Origin of the sequence: Streptomyces sp. NPDC050263, assembly GCF_040655955.1 — a bacterium.
GTDB lineage: Bacteria > Actinomycetota > Actinomycetes > Streptomycetales > Streptomycetaceae > Streptomyces.
In genome coordinates this window covers 1-19134 of sequence record NZ_JBFAKW010000165.1, presented here as the reverse complement: position 1 = coordinate 19134, position 19134 = coordinate 1, and the positions used below count along the sequence as shown (strand labels likewise).

Here is a 19134-nt window from a genome sequence, read left to right as displayed (position 1 = left end):
ACGGTGCCCGGGTTTCGGTCAGCCCCAGTCGGACCCGGTCGTCGATCATGGTTTCGGCAGTCACGAACGAGTGACCTGCGAAGTCCGGGCCTAGAACACCGGCGTACCGTCACGCGTCAACTTCCAGTCCACCGACGCGAAGTCCTTCGGGTCCAACACACCCTTCGCCGTCACCCACTCCGAAATCCGCGTACGGATCTCCGTCGACTCCGCCCACAGCTCCTGCGCCGCCGCCACATACGGGAACGCGCCACCGCCGTTCGCCCGATAGTTGTTCACCGCGAACACGAACTGCTGAGCGTCATCCAGAGCCACACCGTTGTACGTCAGATTCTTGATCCGCGAACCCGCCGCCTGCGCGATGTCGATCTCGTACGCCAGACCCGACACATAGTCGTAGTTGTAGTCCGGACGCCCCGCCGCATTCGTCAGCTTCGCCGTGTCGACCACCGCGTCCGCCGCCGTCTGCACGAAGTACTGCGCCGAGAACTCCAGGTACGCCCGCACCTGCGCACCCGTCAGCAACTTCGCCACCAACGTGTTGTCGTACACATACAGGCTCGACAGATCCCGGATCGTCACCTCGCCGGCCGGAATCTCCGACGTCCGCGAGAACGGCGAAGCCTGCGCGATCACCGGCAACGACGCATACGACGTACCCGCCAGAGCCGCCTTGACGACGTCCTCCTGCACCTTCGTGATCAGATCGATGATCGGCGCGTCCTTGTACCGCGCGTCCACCGTCGTCAACGTCTCCGTCGCCGAACCGACCACCTGGTTGACGTACGCCACGACCTTCGCATGCTCGTCACCCAGCAGCTTCGTGATCTTCGGGTCGTCGGCGACCGTGTTCGAGTTCAGCACCTTCGAAGCGACGGACTCGACCGCCCACCGCCCCTTCTCGAACACCAGCTCGACATCGAACACCGACAGCCGCTCCGCATAAGCCAACGGCTCCGACAGCACGACCGTCTTACCGGTCTTCGCGTTCGTGACCTTCAGCTCCGGAATCTCCACATGCGCATGCCCCACCAAAATCGCGTCGATCCCCGGCACCTGCTGCGCCACCAACGCCGCCGAATTCTCCACATACGGCAACTGATCACCGTACGACGACGTCCCCGACGAACCCGAATGCGCCGACACGATCACCACATCCGCACCCAGCGATCTCAGCTTCGGCACCCACTTCGCCGCCTGCTCCTCCAGCCCCGGAAACGCCAGCTTGCCCTGCACATACGCCTTGTCCCAGATCGCGATACCCGGATTGGTCAGCCCCAGCACCGCCACCTTCACCGGCGGCGCACCCTTCACACAGAACGTCTTGACGACATAAGGCGGAAACGCCGGCTTCAACGTCTTCGCATCCACCGCATTCGCACCCAACAACGGAAAACGCAACTGCGACTCGAACTTCCGCAACGTCTCGATGCCGTAGTTGAACTCGTGATTGCCCAGCGCCGCCGCGTCGTACCCGATCGCGTTCATAGCCTGCGCCATCGGATGCACCGGACCGCCCTTGGCGGTGATCGGGTCCACCTTCGCGTAGTAATACGTCAGCGGAGTGCCCTGGATCGTGTCACCCGCGTCCAGCAGCAGCGTGTTCTCGCGCCCCTTCTCCGCACGGATCTGGTTCACCAGCGTCGAGATCCGCGCCAGACCCTGCGCATTGCCCGCCGCGTCCTGGTACTCCGCGTCCTTGAAGTAGTCCCAGTTGAAGACATGCCCGTGCAGGTCCGTCGTCCCCAACACCGTCAGCGCGTACCGCTTCGGCTGCTTGACCGGCTTGCCCGGCTTCTTCGCGGCTGCCTGCGCCGGAGCCGCGGCAGCACCCGCGATCGCCACCCCCGCCCCGGTCACAGCGGACTTCTTCAGGAACTTCCGGCGATTCAACGGCATGTCTCAGGCTCCTAGGGGAAAGGTCAACGACGCGCGTAGATTCTGACCCGGCCATGACCGACGGCAACAGATCCTGGAGGTTTCGATCTGATGACCAGAACGGTCGACCCACCCCCGCCACACGCCAAAGCCATGACAACCTAGGACGTATGACCTCCCCGCAGAACCCCCCGCACGGCACCCCCGACACCCCCCTCCTCACAGTCCGCGGCGAGGCCGAACTCGAAGTCGACCCCGAGATCGCCCGCATCGGCATCACCGTCACCGCCCGCGGCCGCGACCGCCGCACCACCCTCGACGACCTCACCCGCCGCAACACAACCGTCCTCGACCTCATCAAGTCCTACGGCGACGCCATCGAGAACCTCGCCACCGGCGCCGTCTCCATCACCCCCGAACTCACCCACCGAGGACGAGGCGAACGCGTCCGCACCCACCACGGCGCCATCCACCTCACCGCCGAACTCAACGACTTCACCACCCTCGGCGAACTCACCACCCGCCTCGCCGACCTCGACCTCACCAGAATCGACGGCCCCACCTGGGAACTCCGCCCCACCTCACCCGTCCACCGCCAAGCCCGCCAACAAGCCGTACGCGAAGCCGTCCAACGCGCCGACGAATACGCCGAAGCCCTCGACACCACCGTCGCCGCACTCCTCGAACTCGCCGACACCGGCACCACCGGCCCACGCCCCCGCTCCGCCTTCGACCGCCGCGCCGTCCGCTTCTCCATGGCCGCCGCCGAAGCGGAATCAGCAGCCCCCGAACCCCTCGACCTCGAACCACAACGCATCCACGTCCGCGCCGAGGTGAGCGCCCGGTTCACAATGAATCCGCCGACCCTCTGAAAAGCAGCCCCGCGAAAGCAGCCCCGCAAAGCCGACGCTCATTCGAGCGGCAGCCCGCACACTTTATGAGTTGTCAACAACCCTTCACGCAAAGGTTGTTGAGCAGCCATGTGCCACCAATTCCCTACCCGCCGGTAAGTAATAAGCTCGAAACATGCGCCGAGCAAAAATCGTCTGCACCCTGGGCCCCGCCACCGACACATACGACCAGATCAAAGACCTGGTCGACGCCGGAATGGACGTCGCCCGCTTCAACCTCAGCCACGGCAGCCACGCCGAACACGAGGAGCGCTACCACCGCGTCCGCAAGGCCTCCGACGAAACCGGCCACAGCGTCGGCCTCCTCGCCGACCTTCAAGGCCCGAAGATCCGCCTCGGCCACTTCGCCGAAGGCCCCGTACTCCTTGAACGCGGCGACACCTTCACCATCACCGTGGAGGAGGGCGTCGCAGGCGACGGCAAGCGCTGCGGCACCACCTACGCCGGCCTCGCCGACGACGTCACCCAGGGCGAACGCATCCTCGTCGACGACGGCAAAGTCTGCCTCGAAGTGACCGCCGTCGACGGCCCCCACGTACACACCCGAGTGATCGAAGGAGGCATGGTCTCCGACCACAAGGGCCTCAACCTCCCCGGCGTCGCCGTCTCCGTCCCCGCCCTCTCCAAGAAAGACGAAGAAGACCTCCGCTGGGCGCTCCGCACCGGCTTCGACGTCATCGCCCTCTCCTTCGTCCGCAGCGGCCGCGACATCCTCGACGTCCACCGCATCATGGACGAGGAAGGCCGCCGCCTCCCCGTCATCGCCAAGGTCGAGAAGCCCCAGGCCGTCGAGAACATCGACGACATCGTCGCCGCCTTCGACGGCATCATGGTCGCCCGCGGCGACCTCGGCGTCGAGATGCCCCTCGAACAGGTCCCCATCGTCCAGAAGAGGGCCATCAAACTGGCGAAGCGCAACGCCAAGCCCGTCATCGTCGCCACCCAGATGCTCGACTCCATGATCGAGAACTCCCGCCCGACCCGCGCCGAAGCCTCGGACGTCGCCAACGCGGTCATCGACGGCACCGACGCGGTGATGCTCTCCGGCGAGACCAGCGTCGGCAAGTACGCGATCCAAACGGTCCGCACGATGGCGAAAATCGTCGAAGCGGCGGAGGAAGACATCCTCGCGAAGGGCCTCCCGCCCCTGACCGAAAGCAACAAGCCCCGAACCCAGGCCGGCGCGGTCGCCCGGGCGGCGGCGGAGATCGGAGACTTCCTCGGCGCGAAGTTCCTGGTCGCCTTCACCCAGAGCGGCGACACCGTCCGCCGCCTCTCCCGCTACCGCTCCCCGATCCCCCTCCTCGCCTTCACCCCGGAACCGGCGACCCGCTCCCAGCTGAACCTGACGTGGGGCGTGGAGACGTTCCTCGGCCCGCAGGTGAACTCCACGGACGCGATGGTCGACCAGGTCGACGAACTGCTGTTGCAGTACGGGCGGTGCCAGAAGGGGGATGTGGTGGTGATCACGGCCGGTTCGCCGCCGGGCGTATCGGGCTCGACGAACCTGGTGCGCGTGCACCACATCGGGGAGGACGACAGTCCCAAGTAGGGACTGGGCGGGTCAGTGCTTGGGGCCTACGTGGGCGTCGAGTAGGGCGACGGAGGCTTTGCGGGCGATGGAGACGTTGAACGGGTCGCTTCCGCGAGCGAGAGTGGTCCACTCGACGCCGACCTTGTCGAGGGTGTCGGTGAAGAGCCTCCGGATGTCGTCCGACTTGTTGGCGAAGAAGTAACGCGGGTATTCGTAGCGCTTGCGTTCCCCGCCGACGGTCCTCTCGGTCCAGTTGGTGATGCGGCATCCGTCGGAGTGGATGAGGCCGCGGATGAACTCCCAGGGATGTTCGTGGACGATGGCCTGCTGCCAGGGTTCCAGGGCGATCCGCCGCTCGTGTTTCTTGCCGGGGCCATGCTGTGGGAACAAGTGGGGCCAATGCGCGTAGTAGCCCACTACTGATACGTAGCCCACTGCCTGGACGCGGTGCGTGGTGTGTGCGGGACTGATGGCGCGGAGGGCGGCCTCGCAGGCGTCGATCAGGCCCGGCCAGGCATCCGCACACGCGATGCGGAGGTAGTGGCCGGTGCCGCGTGGGTGGGCGCTGATGCATCCGTCACCCAGATAGAGGCCGAGTAGGTACGAGTAGGCGACTCGGTCGCTCGGCGGGTCAGGAAGCGGGGCTGCCATTCGAGGCAGCGGTTCAAGTCGGTCCTGCCAGGAGCGAATTGCGGCGCGCGAGATGCCTGTCTCCCGGCTTACGGAGTTCAGGCTGCGGCCCTGTGCAACCAGCGCGATTGCTCGCTTGCGTGTGCTGACGTCGTACATGCGCCCACTCTGTGAGCGTGATCGCGACGACACGCAGCAAAAAGCGGATGTTCACGAGAACGGGAACATCCGCTTTTGATTGGCGACCTTCGAATCGAAGGTTGAGTGCCCCGGGTGGGACTCGAACCCACACTGAATACCTTTTGAGGGTATCGTCTCTGCCGATTGGACTACCGGAGCCTTCGAACCGAAGGTTAGCGTAACCCCTCGGTGCCTCAAACATACAGGAGATAGGTAGGCTCTTGTCAGCAGTACCCCTGTGCCCTGAACGAGGAGCCCCCGTGACCGCCCCCGAGTCGCCCCAGCCCGTGGACGCGCCCGATGACGACAAGTCGCACGTGCCTCCGCTGACGACCCGTGTCGTCATCGCCGAGGACGAGGCCCTGATCCGGCTCGACCTCAAAGAGATGCTGGAGGAAGAGGGCTACAGCGTCGTCGGCGAGGCCGGTGACGGTGAGCAGGCCGTCGAGCTCGCCCGTGAGCACAAGCCCGACCTCGTCATCCTCGATGTGAAGATGCCCAAGCTGGACGGCATCTCGGCCGCCGAGAAGATCGCCGAGGAGCGCATCGCGCCCGTCCTGATGCTCACCGCCTTCTCGCAGCGCGACCTCGTCGAGCGCGCCCGCGACGCCGGTGCGATGGCGTATCTGGTGAAGCCGTTCAGCAAGAGTGACGTCGTGCCGGCGATCGAGATGGCCGTCTCGCGCTTCACGGAGCTGCGGGAGCTGGAGAACGAGGTCGCGGATCTGACGCTGCGGTTGGAGACGCGCAAGCTGGTGGACCGGGCGAAGTCGATCCTTCAGACGGAGTACGGGCTGACGGAGCCTGCGGCCTTCCGGTGGATCCAGAAGACCTCCATGGATCGCCGGATGTCGATGCAGCAGGTCGCGGAGGCGGTCATTCAGGACGCTGACGAGAAGAAGTCGTCCAAGGGCTGAGCCCAGACGGACACACGACGAGGCCCGCGCCCGGAGAAGGGGCGCGGGCCTCGTCGTAGGCGAGGGGAGGGTTCAGTCCTCGCCGAGGTACGCCTTGCGGACGGACTCGTCGTGCAGGAGGTCCTGGCCGGTGCCGGAGAGGACGATGTTGCCGACCTCCATGACGTGGCCGTGGTCGGCGAGCGAGAGGGCGGCCTGGGCGTTCTGCTCGATGAGCAGGATGGTCATGCCCTGGGACTTCAGCTCGGCGATGGTCGCCATGATCTTCTGCATCATGATGGGGGAGAGGCCCATGGAGGGTTCGTCCAGCATCAGCAGCTTGGGCTGGGACATGAGCGCGCGGCCCATGGCGAGCATCTGCTGTTCGCCGCCGGAGAGGGTGCCGGCGGCCTGCTTGCGGCGCTCTCCGAGGATGGGGAAGAGGTCGTAGGCGCGCTGGATGTCCTTTTCGATGCCTGCCTTGTCGCTGCGGAGGAAGGCACCGAGGCGGAGGTTGTCCTCGATGGTCATGCGGGGGAAGATGTGCCGCCCCTCGGGGGAGTGGGCGAGTCCCTGGGAGACGATGTTGTGGGCGGGGATCTTCTTCAGCGATTTGCCGTTGAACTTGATCTGGCCGCCGACGGGCTTGAGGAGCCCGGACAGGGTGCGCAGGGTGGTCGTCTTGCCGGCGCCGTTGGTGCCGATGAGGGTGACGACTTCTCCGGCCTCGACCTTGAACGAGATGCCTTTGACGGCTTCGATCTTGCCGTAGGCGACTCGGAGGTCTTCGACTTCGAGCAGTGCGGTCATCGGTCGTTCTCCTTGCCGGGCGCGGCGTCCGTCGGGGTCTCGGCCTTCGCCTCGGCGGCCTCGACTTCGGCGATCTCTTCGCCGCCAGGGGCGTTTTCGAAGGGTTCGCCGAGGTAGGCGGCGACGACGCGTTCGTCGCCCTGGACGGTGGCGCTGTCGCCTTCGACGAGTTTTTCGCCTTGGACGAGGACGGCGACGCGGTCGCAGAGGTTGAAGATGAAGCGCATGTCGTGCTCGATGACGAGGACGGCGATGCCCTGGTCGCGGATGGCGAAGACGAGTTCTTCGGTCGCGCGGGTCTCCTGGGGGTTCATGCCGGCCGTCGGCTCGTCGAGGAGGAGGAGGCCCGGCTCGCTCGCCAGTGCGCGGGCGATCTCGAGCTTGCGCTGTTCGCCGTAGGGGAGGTTGCGGGCCAGGTGGTCGGCCTTTTTCTCCAGTCCGACGAACTCGAGGAGTTCCATGGCGCGTTCGCGGGAGGCTGCCTCTGCCTTGTGGAAGGCGGGGAGGCGCAGGACGGCGGACCAGAAGCCTTCCTTCGTCCGGGTGTGGCGGCCCACGAGCGCGTTTTCGAGGACCGTCATGTTGGCGAAGAGGCGGATGTTCTGGAAGGTGCGGGCGATGCCGGCGGCGGTGACCTTGAAGGACTGGGGCGGCAGGACGTTGCCCTTGAAGCGGACCTCTCCCTCGGTGGGGATGTAGAGGCCGGTGAGGCAGTTGAAGAAGGTGGTCTTGCCGGCGCCGTTGGGGCCGATGAGGCCGACGATCTCGCCGCTGTTGACGGTGAGGTCGACGTTGCGGACGGCGGTGAGGCCGCCGAATCGCATGGTGACGCCGCGGGCGTCGAGCACTGTTTCGCCGACAGGGGCGGGCTTGGTGGTGGTGTCGGTGATGGTCATGGTGGTCAGGCCCCTGCCTTCGTGAGGACGGTGGGTGCTTCCGCCTCCTCGTGGAACTCGAGCTGGCGGCGCCGGTTGGGGATGAGTCCCTCAGGGCGGAAGCGCATCAGCAGGATGAGCGCGAGGCCGAAGGCGAAGAGCTGGTAGTCGCCGAGGAACTGGAGCTTGTTGGGGATGAGGAAGAGCAGGGAGGCGCCGATGAGGGGGCCGCCGATGGTGCCCATGCCGCCGAGGACGACTGCGGCGAGCAGGAAGGCGGAGTTGGGCGGGATGGCGCCGGCGAAGACGTACTGCTCGGGGGTGACGGTGTAGGTCACGTGGGCCTGGACGGTACCGGCGAGGCCGGCGAGGGAGGCGCCGACGGCGAAGGCGATGAGCTTGACGCGGAAGCCGTTGATGCCCATCGCGAGGGCGGCGGTCTCGTCTTCGCGGATGGCGACCCAGGCGCGGCCGATGCGGGAGTCGCCGCTGCGGCGGAAGACGAGCACGACGACGGCGGTGATGATCAGCATCAGGAAGAAGTAGTTGGCGAAGCGGCCGATGCTGTATCCGGCGATGTCGTGGACGGCGCCGAAGTCGAATCCGAGGATGTTGAGGTTCGGGATGGAGGCGATGCCGTTGGAGCCGTTGGTGATGTCGGGACCGGAGGTGCCGTCGAGGTTGTTGGCGGTGATGCGGAAGATCTCTCCGAAACCGAGGGTGACGATGGCGAGGTAGTCGCCGCGCAGTCGCAGGGTCGGGGCGCCGATGAGGACGCCGAAGACGAGGGAGGCGCCGGCGCCGACGAGTGCGGCTGCCCAGAAGGGGAAGTGCACGTCGAAGGGGGAGCTGGGGGAGCCGGAGACCATGGCTGCGGCGTAGGCGCCGACGCCGAGGAAGGCGACGTAGCCGAGGTCGAGGAGGCCGGCGAGGCCGACGACGATGTTCAGGCCCAGGGCGACGGTGGCGAAGATGAGGATGTAGACGCCGACGGTCGCGTACTGGTCGTCGGTCTGGGTGAAGGGGAAGAGGGCTGCGGCGACGAAGGCGCCGCAGATGGTGATGTTCTGGTGCCGGGCGGTGATCTGGCTGGCTTGGGTGACGAGGCCGGAGTTGTTGAGGGCGGCGAAGCCGAAGCCGGCGGTGATGAGGAAGCCGATGAACAGTTCGTCGTACTCGGTGCCGATGCCGTAGGTGAAGACGGTGAGGGCGAGGGCGAGGACGGCGACGATGATGAGGATTTCCGCGTAGGCGGGGAGCTTGCCGACGGGGCGGGCGGTGCCGGAGCCGAAGGCGGCCTTGACGGTGGCCCACTGGTGGGCGGCGTTGTGCTTGGTGTGTTCCCACGACGTGTCGTCGGGGTCGACGGGGTCGGGCGCGGGGTGCTCGAAGGGCAGGGCGAGGGCGCCGAGGAAGGCGGCGAGGCTGCCTATGGCGACGAGGTAGCCGCCGATTTCGAGGTTGACGACGCCGCCGAGGTCGGCGCTGATCGCGATGACCGTGTACCAGCTGGTGGCGAAGGTGGCGAGGGCGGCGAACTTGATGGCGCCGTCGCTGCCTGCGGGGATGAGCCAGCCGAGGCCCTTGACGCCGTAGGAGGCGAGGGCGAAGAGGGTGGTGAGGGCGCCGCCGATGAGGACGAGGATCTGGAGGCCGCCGGGGTAGCCGTAGACGGTGAGGTCGCCGGGGAAGGCGGAGGTCCAGGTCCAGGCGAGGAAGGTGGAGATGATGGTGAGGACGGCGCCGCCGGTGGCGAGGGCGCGGCCGACGTTCTCCGGGATGCCGATGAGGCCGGTGTGGGGGGAAGCGGTCTTGGCGAGCGCTTCGGGTGTGGTGGTCTGTGTCGTCATCGGTGTCACGCCCTGTCAGCGACGCGCTCGCCGAGCAGGCCCTGGGGCCGCAGGAGGAGCACGAGGATGAGGAGTACGAAGGCCCAGACGTCGGCCCAGGATTGGCTGCCGAACTTGTCCATGCCGGGGATGTCGGCGATGTAGGCGGTGGCGAGGGTTTCGGCGATGCCGAGGACGACGCCGCCGATCATGGCTCCGTAGATGTTGCCGATGCCACCGAGGACGGCTGCGGTGAAGGCCTTGAGACCGAGGATGAAGCCCATGGTGAAGGTGATCTGGCCGTACTTGAGGCCGTAGGCGACGCCGCCGACAGCGGCGAAGGTGGCGCCGAGGGCGAAGGCGATCACGATGATGCGGTCGGTGTTGACGCCCATCAGCTTGGCGGTGTCGGGGTCCTGGGCGGTGGCCTGCATGCCGCGGCCGGTGCGGGTCTTCATGACGAAGTAGGCCAGGATGCCCATGCTGATGGGGGCGGCGACGAGCAGGAAGACGTCGCCGGTCTGGATGGTGACGTCGCCGAAGTTGAAGGGGCCGCCGTCGATCTGTGGGAAGACGCGGGCGGATTTGGCCTCGGGGTACCAGGCCCATACGGCCTGCTGGAGGGCGAGGGAGAGGCCGATGGCGGTGATGAGCGGGGCGAGGCGTGGTGCGTTGCGGAGGGGGCGGTAGGCGAACCGTTCCGCTCCTATGGCGATGATGACGGAGACCATGACGGCTCCGACGAGCATCAGGGGGAGGGCGATCGCCATGGATGTGCCGTCGGGCAGGATGTAGAGATAGACCGTGAGAGCGCCGAACGCTCCGGTCATGAAGATCTCGCCGTGGGCGAAGTTGATGAGCTGGACGATGCCATAGACCATTGTGTAGCCGATGGCGACTAGCCCGTACATGGATCCCAGTAGCAGGCCGTTGACCAGCTGCTGCGGCAGTTCGTTCACCGCATGTCCTCCGAGACGGTTCGGATGTTTCGACGGGGGGCCGGATGTGAGTCCGCGCGGGGCGCCTGTGGAACAGCGCCCCGCGCGGCTCAGCTGTGGTGCGGGTGTGGGTCAGCCGGTGAAGGTGCCGGACTTGACGGCCTTGAAGGCTCCGTTTTCGACTGCGTAGACAGTGAGCTGCTTGTTGGTGGCGTCACCGTATTCGTCGAAGGAGACCTTGCCGGTCACACCGTCGAAGGAGACGTTCTGCATGGCGGCGGTGACCTTGGCGCGGGCGTCGTCGGGGAGTTTGCCGTCGTTGTCGGCGACGACCTTCTTGACGGCCTCGATGATGGCCCAGGCGGAGTCGTAGGAGTAGCCGCCGTATGCTGCGTAGTCCTCCTTGTAGCCTGCTGCCTTGTAGTCGGCGACGAACGTCTTGGCGGAGTCGAGGTCTTCGACGGGGGCGCCGACGGAGGTGGCGAGGTCGCCGGTGGAGGTGGTCCCGGCCAGCTTGATGAAGTTGTCGTCCTTGATGCCGTCGCCGCCGACGAGCGGGATCTTGGCGCCTGCGGCCTTGATCTGCTTGCTGAGCGGGCCGGCCTGGGGGAACTCGCCGCCGTAGTAGACGACGTCGGCGCCGGAGTTCTTGACCTCGGTGGCGACCGCGGAGTAGTCCTTGCTGTCGGGGTTGATGTGCTGGGTGCCGACGACGGTGCCGCCGAGCTTCTTGAACTCGTCGGTGAAGGTGGCGGCGAGGCCGGCGCCGTAGGTCTTCTTGTCGTCGATGACGAAGACCTTCGTCTTCTTCGCGTCGTTGTAGACGTACTGCGCGGCGAACGGGCCCTGGATGGCGTCCGTGGTCGCGGTGCGGAAGTACGACTTGTAGCTGCGCACCTTCTTGGTCTGCCAGTCGGCGCCTTGGGTGAGGGAGGGGCCGGTGTTGGCGGGGGAGACCTCGACGAGCTTGGCGTCGTCGAACACCTTCTGCATCGACTCGGCGACGGAGGAGTTAAGCGGGCCGACCACGCCGAGGACGTTCTTGTCGGCGACGAAGGCGGTGGCGTTCTGCTGGCCGGCGGAGGCCTGCGCCTGGTCGTCCTTGGCGACGACCTGGAAGGTGACGCCGTCGACGTACTTCTGCTTGTTGGCGTTCTTGACCGCCAGGTCGACGGAGTTCTTGATGCCGAGGCCGAGCGAGGACAGGTCGCCGGTGAGCGGGGCGTCGATGCCGATGGTGACGGTGGTGCCGCCGCTGTCGGTGCCCTTGTCGTCACTGTCGCGCGAACCACAGGCGGTCAGGGTGAGAGCTCCGGCGGACAGCGCGGCGGTGATGGCGATGAGCGAACGTTGACGCACGTTCCAGTCCTTTCCATGGGCGGCCCTCCCCCCTGGAAGAGGCCGAGTCGAGCGTCTGGCCGAAGGGGTATTCCAGCCGCGCGGTGACTGGGCGTGACTCTAAGCGGGTGGAGGTTACGGGGAGGAGGGTCTGACCCATGCTGTGACGCTCTTGTTATGACACGAGGTAATGCAGAGCGGTACGTGGTGGGTGGAACGGCTGAATTCAGGCCGATTCGCCCTGTCCGCATGTTGAGAAAGTGCAGGATGAACCCAGGCCGGTTCAGGTGTCTCAGGCGTTTTGGTGATTACCCGGAATCGTTGCTGCAGGCGACCTGCAGGGCTTCGGAGAGGTCGTGCGCGTAGCGCGGGCCCAGGATGAAACTGTGGTCCTGTATTGCGCGCGCATTACGTAGAGTTACGTCCAGGAAAGGGAGTCCGACGTTCCGCGGCACTTTCCCGCATTCCGTCACATGCATGGTGACGACGATCTTGCGCGCGGCGCCCTTCTCGGTGCTGAACGGCGCAGGCGGGGCCGAGGTCAGGGTGAGCCCGGTGTACGGCTGGGTCAGGCGGGTCAGGGTGACCGGCGGGCCGGAGTCCACGGCGAGCAGCACTTCGAAGGCGAAGGTGCGCGGGCGGGTGCCGGGCGGTACGGCGATCTCGCCGAGGTAGGTCACGTCCACCGTCTGGGACGGGAACGGCGGTGCGGGGGCGGGCGGTTCGGCGTCGTGCCGTTCGGCGTCGTGCGGCCGGGTCGCGTACAGGTAGCCGCCGCCGGAGAGGAGCAGCGCGGCGGCGAGGGCGGCGAGCGCGGCCCGGCGGTGGGCGCCGTAGAGGCGGGTGAGGCGATCGAGGGTGCGGCTGAAGCGAGTCGGGAAGTCCTGCTCGGGCGGGTCGAGCGGCTCGGGCGCATGCGGGGTGTCCCACGCGCGGGTGCCCTCGCCGGGCTCCACGGGGCCGACGCCGCTCACTGCCAGGGGCCTTCGCCGGGGCCGCCGGAGCGGTACCAGTCGATGCAGCCCTCGCGTGCCTCGCGGTCGATCAACTCGTCCGCGGCGTCGGCTCCTTGGGTCTTCTTCGCGGCCCGCGCGGCGTCCACGACGGTCCGCAGGATCTCGTACTGCCCGTTGGACAGCCCCATCGACTGGTAGTCCCCGTACGACGTGCCGTCCAGGACCTCGCGCGACCAGTGGGCGACGATGCGCGTGCACAGTTCCTCGGAAGAGGACGGGGTGGCGGACGGAGACGGGGGCGGGTCGGGAGTGTGGGCGGTGGTGCTGTCGGCGGACGCGCCGCCGCAGCCGGTCGCGGTCGCCAACGCCCCGGCCAGCAGCGCCGGTCCGAGCAGCCGTGCCGCCGCTCCCGCCCTTGGAGCCCGTCGCGTGGTCATGCTCCGACGCTAGGCCGCCGGGGCGCCGTGGAGCAACGGGCACGCGCGCGTGGCCTTTCGGGGCGCCGGGTCTGTCAGCTCGCCGGCGGGAGGTTCGCCCCGTCGCCGGCGCGCACGTCCCGCAGCAGACAGGTCAGCCGCGCGGTGCACACGCGCCGTCCCTCCTCGTCGCTGATCACGATCTCGTACGTCGCCGTGGAGCGCCCCTGGTGCACGGGGGTGGCGACGCCGGTGACGAGGCCGGAGCGGACTCCGCGGTGGTGGGTGCAGTTCAGGTCGACGCCGACGGCGATCTTGGAGCTGCCGCCGTGCAGCATCGCGCCGACCGAGCCGAGGGTCTCGGCGAGGACGGCGGAGGCGCCGCCGTGCAGCAGTCCGTAGGGCTGGGTGTTGCCCTCGACGGGCATATGGCCGACGACGCGGTCCGCGGCGGCCTCGACGATCTGCACGCCCATGCGGTTGCCGAGGTGCCCGGCGGAGAACAGGGCGAGGATGTCGACGCCGAGCGCGGCGTACTCGTCGATGACTTCCTGCGGGAACTTCACGTGCTGCTGCTCGCCCATGGGGCCCGGCTCCGTTCGTCGATCCAGTCCAGCGTCACTGAGCAAACGCTCAGTCGGTGGACGATTGTTCCAGACGGACCACGACGGACTTGCTGGCCGGGGTGTTGCTGGTGTCCGCGGTGGCGTCCAGCGGGACCAGCACGTTCGTCTCCGGGTAGTACGCGGCCGCGCAGCCCCGGGTGGTCGGGTAGAGGACGACGCGGAAGCCGGGCGCCCGCCGCTCCACGCCGTCCTTCCACTCGCTCACCAGGTCCACGTAGGAGCCGTCCGCGAGCCCGAACGCGCGCGCGTCCTCGGCGTTGACCAGGACGACCCGGCGGCCGTTCTTGATGCCGCGGTAGCGGTCGTCGAGGCCGTAGATCGTGGTGTTGTACTGGTCGTGCGAGCGCAGCGTCTGCAGCAGCAGGCGGCCCTCGGGCAGCTCCGGGTACTCGACCGGGGCGGCGGTGAAGTTGGCCTTGCCGGTGGCGGTGGGGAAGCGGCGTTCGTCGCGGGGGCCGTGCGGGAGGGTGAAGCCGCCCGGCTCGACCACGCGCGCGTTGAAGTCCTCGAAGCCGGGGATGACCCGCGCGATGCGGTCCCGGATCGTCGCGTAGTCCTTCTCGAACTCCTCCCACGGCACCTTGCTGTCCTCGCCGAGCACGCGCCGCGCGAGGCGGCAGACGATGGCGGGCTCGGACAGCAGGTGGGCGCTCGCGGGCGCGAGCCGGCCGCGGGAGGCGTGGACCATGCCCATGGAGTCCTCGACGGTCACGAACTGCTCGCCGCCGCCCTGGAGGTCGCGCTCGGTGCGTCCGAGGGTGGGCAGGATCAGGGCGCGCGCGCCCGTGACGACGTGGCTGCGGTTGAGCTTGGTCGACACGTGCACGGTCAGCCGGGCGCGGCGCATGGCGGCCTCGGTGACGTCGGTGTCGGGGGAGGCGGCCACGAAGTTGCCGCCCATGGCGAAGAAGAGCTTCGCCTCGCCGTCGCGCAGTGCGCGGATGGCGCGCACGACGTCGAAGCCGTGCTCGCGCGGGGGCGCGAAGCCGAACTCCTTCTCCAGGGCGTCCAGGAAGGCCGGTGCGGGCCGTTCGAAGATGCCCATGGTGCGGTCGCCCTGCACGTTGGAGTGACCGCGCACGGGGCAGACGCCGGCGCCCGGGCGGCCGATGTTGCCGCGCAGGAGGAGGAAGTTGACGACCTCGCGGATGGTCGGCACGGAGTGCTTGTGCTGGGTGAGGCCCATGGCCCAGCAGACGATGGTGCGCTGCGAGGCGAGGACCATGCGCAGGGTTTCCTCGATCTCCGCGCGCGTGAGGCCGGTCGCGGTGAGCGTTTCCGCCCAGTCGGCGGCGCGGGCCGCGTCGGCGAACTCCTCGAAGCCGTGGGTGTGTTCGCCGATGAACGCCTCGTCGAGCGCGCCCTCGGTCTCCAGGACGAGCTTGTTGAGGAGGCGGAAGAGGGCCTGGTCGCCGCCGATGCGGATCTGCAGGAAGAGGTCGGTGAGGGAGGCGCCCTTGAACATGCCCTGCGGGGTCTGCGGGTTCTTGAACTTCTCCAGGCCCGCCTCGGGCAGCGGGTTGACGCTGATGATCTTCGCGCCGCCGGCCTTGGCCTTCTCCAGCGCGGAGAGCATGCGCGGATGGTTGGTGCCCGGGTTCTGCCCGGCGACGATGATCAGGTCGGCCTTGTAGAGGTCCTCGAGCAGGACGCTGCCCTTGCCGATGCCGATGGTCTCCGACAGGGCCGAGCCGGAGGACTCGTGGCACATGTTGGAGCAGTCCGGCAGGTTGTTCGTGCCGAGCTCGCGCGCGAAGAGCTGGTAGAGGAACGCGGCCTCGTTGCTGGTGCGGCCCGAGGTGTAGAAGACGGCCTCGTCGGGAGAGGCGAACGCCGCCGTCTCCTCGGCGATGATGTCGAAGGCGCGCTCCCAGGTGACCGGCTCGTAGCGCTCCGCGCCCTCGGGGAGGTACATGGGATGCGTGAGCCGGCCCTGCTGGCCCAGCCAGTAGCCGCTGCGGCCGGCGAGGTCGGCGACGGGGTGCGCGGCGAAGAACTCGGGGGTGACCCGGCGCAGGGTCGCCTCCTCGGCGACCGCCTTCGCGCCGTTCTCGCAGAACTCCGCGGCATGCCGGTGGTCGGGCTCGGGCCAGGCGCAGCCCGGGCAGTCGAAGCCGTCCTTCTGGTTGACGCGCAGCAGCGTCAGCGCGGTGCGCTTCACACCCATCTGCTGCTGGGCGATCCGCAGGGAGTGCCCGACGGCCGGCAGCCCGGCGGCCGCGTGCTTCGGCTCGGCGACCTGCGGCGCGTCCTGGACCGGATCGGCTTTCGGCGGCTTCGTTGCCATCGCACGCTCTCCTTTTCGACCTGCGGTGAGTACCCTCCCGCGGTGAATGCGGTACCTGTCCGATCCTCGCACGTGGCGCCGACAGCGATCTCCTGTGGGCTTGCTCACCTGCGTGCGCATTGCGTGCGCGGGCCGCCCCCGAGCGTGCGGGCAGACGGGGTGGGTCGCGGTGGCCGGGGCCGAGTGTCAGTGGGGCGTGGCAGGATCGGGGGCGTGGCAGAGACAGCAGCGAAGAAGACCGACACCCCCTCCGGCGCAAGCCGCCCGCGCCTGATGCTCATGGACGGGCACTCGCTGGCGTACCGCGCGTTCTTCGCGCTGCCCGCGGAGAACTTCACCACCGCGACGGGCCAGCCGACGAACGCGATCTACGGCTTCGCGTCGATGCTGGCCAACACGTTGCGCGACGAATCGCCCACGCACTTCGCGGTTGCCTTCGACGTCTCCCGCAAGACCTGGCGCTCCGAGGAGTTCACCGAGTACAAGGCGAACCGTTCCAAGACGCCGGACGAGTTCAAGGGGCAGGTCGAGCTGATCGGCGAGCTGCTCGACGCGATGCACGTCTCACGGTTCGCGGTGGACGGCTTCGAGGCCGACGACGTCATCGCCACGCTCGCCACCCAGGCCGAGGCCGAGGGCTTCGAGGTGCTGATCGTCACCGGCGACCGGGATTCCTTCCAGCTGGTGTCCGAGCACACCACGGTGCTGTATCCGACGAAGGGCGTCTCCGAGCTGACCCGGTTCACCCCGGAGAAGGTCGTCGAGAAGTACGGGTTGACGCCCGCCCAGTACCCCGACTTCGCGGCGCTGCGCGGCGACCCGTCCGACAACCTGCCGGGCATCCCCGGGGTCGGTGAGAAGACGGCCGCGAAGTGGATCAACCAGTTCGGTTCGTTCGCGGAGTTGGTCGAGCGCGTCGAGGAGGTCAAGGGCAAGGCCGGGCAGAACCTGCGCGACCACCTGGAGGCCGTCAAGCTCAACCGCCGCCTCACCGAGATGGTCAAGGACGTCGAGCTGCCCAAGGCCGTCACCGACCTGGAGCGCCCCCCGTACGACCGCACGGCCGTCGCGATGGTCCTGGACACCCTGGAGATCAGGAACCCCTCGCTGCGCGAGCGGCTGCTCGCCGTCGACCCGGGCGGCGAGGAGGCCGAGGCGATCCCGGTGGTCTCCGGCGGGGTGGAGGTGGACGGCACGGTGCTGGGCACCGGCGAGCTGGCCGGCTGGCTCGCGGAGCACGGCGCCGACACCCTCGGCGTCGCCACCGTCGACACCTGGGCGCTGGGCGCCGGCTCGGTCGCGGAGGTCGCGCTCGCCGCGGCCCAGGGCGCTGCCGCCTGGTTCGACCCGACGGAACTGGACGAGAGCGACGAGAACGCGTGGGCGGCCTGGCTCGCCGCCGAGGACCGCCCCAAGGTCCTGCACAACGCCAAGGGCGCCATGCGCGTCTTCGCCGAGCACGGCTGGTCCGTCGCCGGCGTCTTCATGGACACCGCGCTCGCCGCCTACCTGGTCAAGCCGGGCCGGCGCTCCTTCGACCTGGACGCGCTGTCCCTGGAGTACCTGGGTCGCGAGCTGGCGCCCGCCGCCCAGGCCGACGGCCAGCTCGCCTTCGGCGCGGACGACGGCGCCGAGGCCGAGGCCCTGATGGTGCAGGCCCGCACGATCGTCGACCTCGGGGAGGCGTTCCGCGGCCGGCTGGAGGAGGTCGGCGCGACCGATCTGCTGCGCGACATGGAGCTGCCCACCTCCGCCCTCCTGGCCCGCCTGGAGCGGCACGGCATCGCCGCCGACCGCGCCCACCTGGAGGCCATGGAGCAGATGTTCGCGGGCGCCGTCCAGCAGGCCGTGAAGGAGGCGCACGCGGCGGCCGGGCACGAGTTCAACCTGGGCTCGCCCAAGCAGCTCCAGGAGGTCCTCTTCGGTGAACTGGGCCTGCCCAAGACGAAGAAGACCAAGACCGGCTACACCACCGACGCCGACGCGTTGGCCTGGCTCGCCGGGCAGACGGACAACGAGCTGCCGGTGATCATGCTGCGCCACCGCGAGCAGGCGAAGCTGCGCGTCACCGTCGAGGGCCTGATCAAGACGATCGCCTCCGACGGCCGTATCCACACCACGTTCAACCAGACGGTCGCCGCGACCGGCCGGCTGTCCTCGACGGACCCGAACCTGCAGAACATCCCCGTCCGCACGGACGAGGGCCGGGCGATCCGCCGCGGCTTCGTCGTCGGCGAGGGCTTCGAGTCGCTGATGACGGCCGACTACAGCCAGATCGAGCTGCGGGTGATGGCCCACCTGTCGCAGGACGAGGGCCTCATCGAGGCGTTCACCTCCGGGGAGGACCTGCACACCACGGCCGCCTCCCAGGTGTTCGGCGTCGAGCCTTCCGCGGTGGACGCGGAGATGCGCCGCAAGATCAAGGCGATGTCCTACGGCCTGGCCTACGGACTGTCGGCGTTCGGCCTGTCCCAGCAGCTCAACATCGACGCGGGCGAGGCCCGCGCCCTGATGGACGCCTACTTCGAGCGCTTCGGCGGCGTACGGGACTACCTGCGCCGGGCGGTCGACGAGGCGCGGGCCACCGGCTACACGGCCACCCTGTTCGGCCGCCGCCGCTATCTGCCCGACCTCAACAGCGACAACCGCCAGCGCCGCGAGGCGGCCGAGCGGATGGCCCTGAACGCGCCGATCCAGGGCACGGCGGCGGACATCGTCAAGATCGCCATGCTGAAGGTCGACGCGGCACTGCGCGAGGCGGACCTCAAGTCCCGCATGCTCCTCCAGGTCCACGACGAAGTCGTCCTGGAGATCGCCCCCGGCGAGCGCGCGGAGACGGAGGAACTGCTGCGCCGCGAGATGCCCGCAGCCGTCCACCTCAAGGCCCCGCTGGACGTGTCGGTCGGCGTGGGCCCGGACTGGGAGTCGGCGGCGCACTAGTGCCGCGGCAGGCAACGTTTGCCCGTCAAGGAGCGGCGTCCGGTGCGTGCTCTCGGTGTGCCGGCCGGAAGTCCTCGTACTGGACGTACT

Annotated in this window: 15 protein-coding genes and 1 tRNA gene; 4 read left to right on the top strand and 12 right to left on the bottom strand. The window is 68.2% G+C overall.

Translation table 11 applies throughout. The features are described from left to right. Nucleotides 1-90: 90 nt before the first annotated feature. Nucleotides 91-1899, bottom strand: coding sequence for a 5'-nucleotidase C-terminal domain-containing protein (locus AB0J04_RS41270; RefSeq protein ID WP_363173837.1), 1809 nt, complete (start codon nt 1897-1899; stop codon nt 91-93). A 149-nt stretch (nt 1900-2048) separates the two neighbouring features. Between AB0J04_RS41270 and AB0J04_RS41265 the strand changes: the two genes are divergently transcribed. Both AB0J04_RS41265 and pyk read left to right on the top strand, forming a co-directional pair. Beyond that, on the top strand, nt 2049-2750 hold the full coding sequence (locus AB0J04_RS41265) for an SIMPL domain-containing protein (RefSeq protein WP_363173836.1): 702 nt from the start codon (nt 2049-2051) through the stop codon (nt 2748-2750). A gap of 154 nt (nt 2751-2904) precedes the next feature. Continuing rightward, nucleotides 2905-4341: a pyruvate kinase gene (gene pyk, locus AB0J04_RS41260; RefSeq protein WP_363173835.1), complete on the top strand. Its 1437-nt coding sequence runs from the start codon at nt 2905-2907 to the stop codon at nt 4339-4341. Nucleotides 4342-4353: 12 nt separating this feature from the next. Here the strand turns inward: pyk and AB0J04_RS41255 are convergent, their stop codons facing one another. Further along, a complete protein-coding gene (locus AB0J04_RS41255) occupies nt 4354-5112 on the bottom strand; it encodes a helix-turn-helix domain-containing protein (RefSeq protein ID WP_363173834.1) in 759 nt (252 codons plus the stop codon). A 106-nt stretch (nt 5113-5218) separates the two neighbouring features. Next, nucleotides 5219-5292 (bottom strand) — tRNA-Leu (locus tag AB0J04_RS41250). Nucleotides 5293-5393: 101 nt separating this feature from the next. Between AB0J04_RS41250 and AB0J04_RS41245 the strand changes: the two genes are divergently transcribed. Then, a complete protein-coding gene (locus tag AB0J04_RS41245) occupies nt 5394-6050 on the top strand; it encodes a response regulator (protein ID WP_351910914.1) in 657 nt (218 codons plus the stop codon). A 72-nt stretch (nt 6051-6122) separates the two neighbouring features. Here AB0J04_RS41245 and AB0J04_RS41240 read toward each other — a convergent pair whose 3' ends face one another. The 9 genes from AB0J04_RS41240 to AB0J04_RS41200 all read right to left on the bottom strand — a co-directional run bounded on the left by AB0J04_RS41240 (nt 6123) and on the right by AB0J04_RS41200 (nt 16104). Beyond that, nucleotides 6123-6839 carry an ABC transporter ATP-binding protein gene (locus AB0J04_RS41240; protein ID WP_358807054.1) on the bottom strand — a complete coding sequence of 239 codons (717 nt, stop codon included), beginning with the start codon at nt 6837-6839 and terminating at the stop codon, nt 6123-6125. Beyond that, complete coding sequence (locus AB0J04_RS41235) at nt 6836-7735, bottom strand: ABC transporter ATP-binding protein (protein ID WP_363173833.1); 900 nt, start codon at nt 7733-7735, stop codon at nt 6836-6838. The genes AB0J04_RS41240 and AB0J04_RS41235 overlap by 4 nt, the downstream gene beginning before the upstream one ends. Before the next feature lie 5 nt (nt 7736-7740). Continuing rightward, the gene (locus AB0J04_RS41230; protein ID WP_363173832.1) at nt 7741-9564 is read right to left on the bottom strand and encodes a branched-chain amino acid ABC transporter permease; all 1824 of its coding nucleotides are present in this window, start codon (nt 9562-9564) and stop codon (nt 7741-7743) included. Between the two features lie 5 nt (nt 9565-9569). Then, on the bottom strand, nt 9570-10502 hold the full coding sequence (locus AB0J04_RS41225; protein WP_363173831.1) for a branched-chain amino acid ABC transporter permease: 933 nt from the start codon (nt 10500-10502) through the stop codon (nt 9570-9572). 111 nt (nt 10503-10613) lie between these two features. Beyond that, entirely contained in the window at nt 10614-11840 is a 1227-nt protein-coding gene (locus AB0J04_RS41220) for a branched-chain amino acid ABC transporter substrate-binding protein (RefSeq protein WP_363173830.1), read from the bottom strand. A gap of 287 nt (nt 11841-12127) precedes the next feature. Next, on the bottom strand, nt 12128-12793 hold the full coding sequence (locus AB0J04_RS41215; RefSeq protein ID WP_363173829.1) for a Tat pathway signal sequence domain protein: 666 nt from the start codon (nt 12791-12793) through the stop codon (nt 12128-12130). Next, a complete protein-coding gene (locus AB0J04_RS41210; protein ID WP_363173828.1) occupies nt 12790-13212 on the bottom strand; it encodes a hypothetical protein in 423 nt (140 codons plus the stop codon). Before AB0J04_RS41210 ends, AB0J04_RS41215 begins: the two co-directional genes overlap by 4 nt. 74 nt (nt 13213-13286) lie before the next feature. Continuing rightward, a complete protein-coding gene (locus tag AB0J04_RS41205; RefSeq protein ID WP_363173827.1) occupies nt 13287-13775 on the bottom strand; it encodes a hotdog fold thioesterase in 489 nt (162 codons plus the stop codon). Between the two features lie 49 nt (nt 13776-13824). Then, nucleotides 13825-16104, bottom strand: coding sequence for an FdhF/YdeP family oxidoreductase (locus tag AB0J04_RS41200; RefSeq protein ID WP_363173826.1), 2280 nt, complete (start codon nt 16102-16104; stop codon nt 13825-13827). A gap of 213 nt (nt 16105-16317) precedes the next feature. Between AB0J04_RS41200 and polA the strand changes: the two genes are divergently transcribed. Then, nucleotides 16318-19044 carry a DNA polymerase I gene (gene polA / locus AB0J04_RS41195; protein ID WP_363173825.1) on the top strand — a complete coding sequence of 909 codons (2727 nt, stop codon included), beginning with the start codon at nt 16318-16320 and terminating at the stop codon, nt 19042-19044. Nucleotides 19045-19134: the final 90 nt, after the last annotated feature.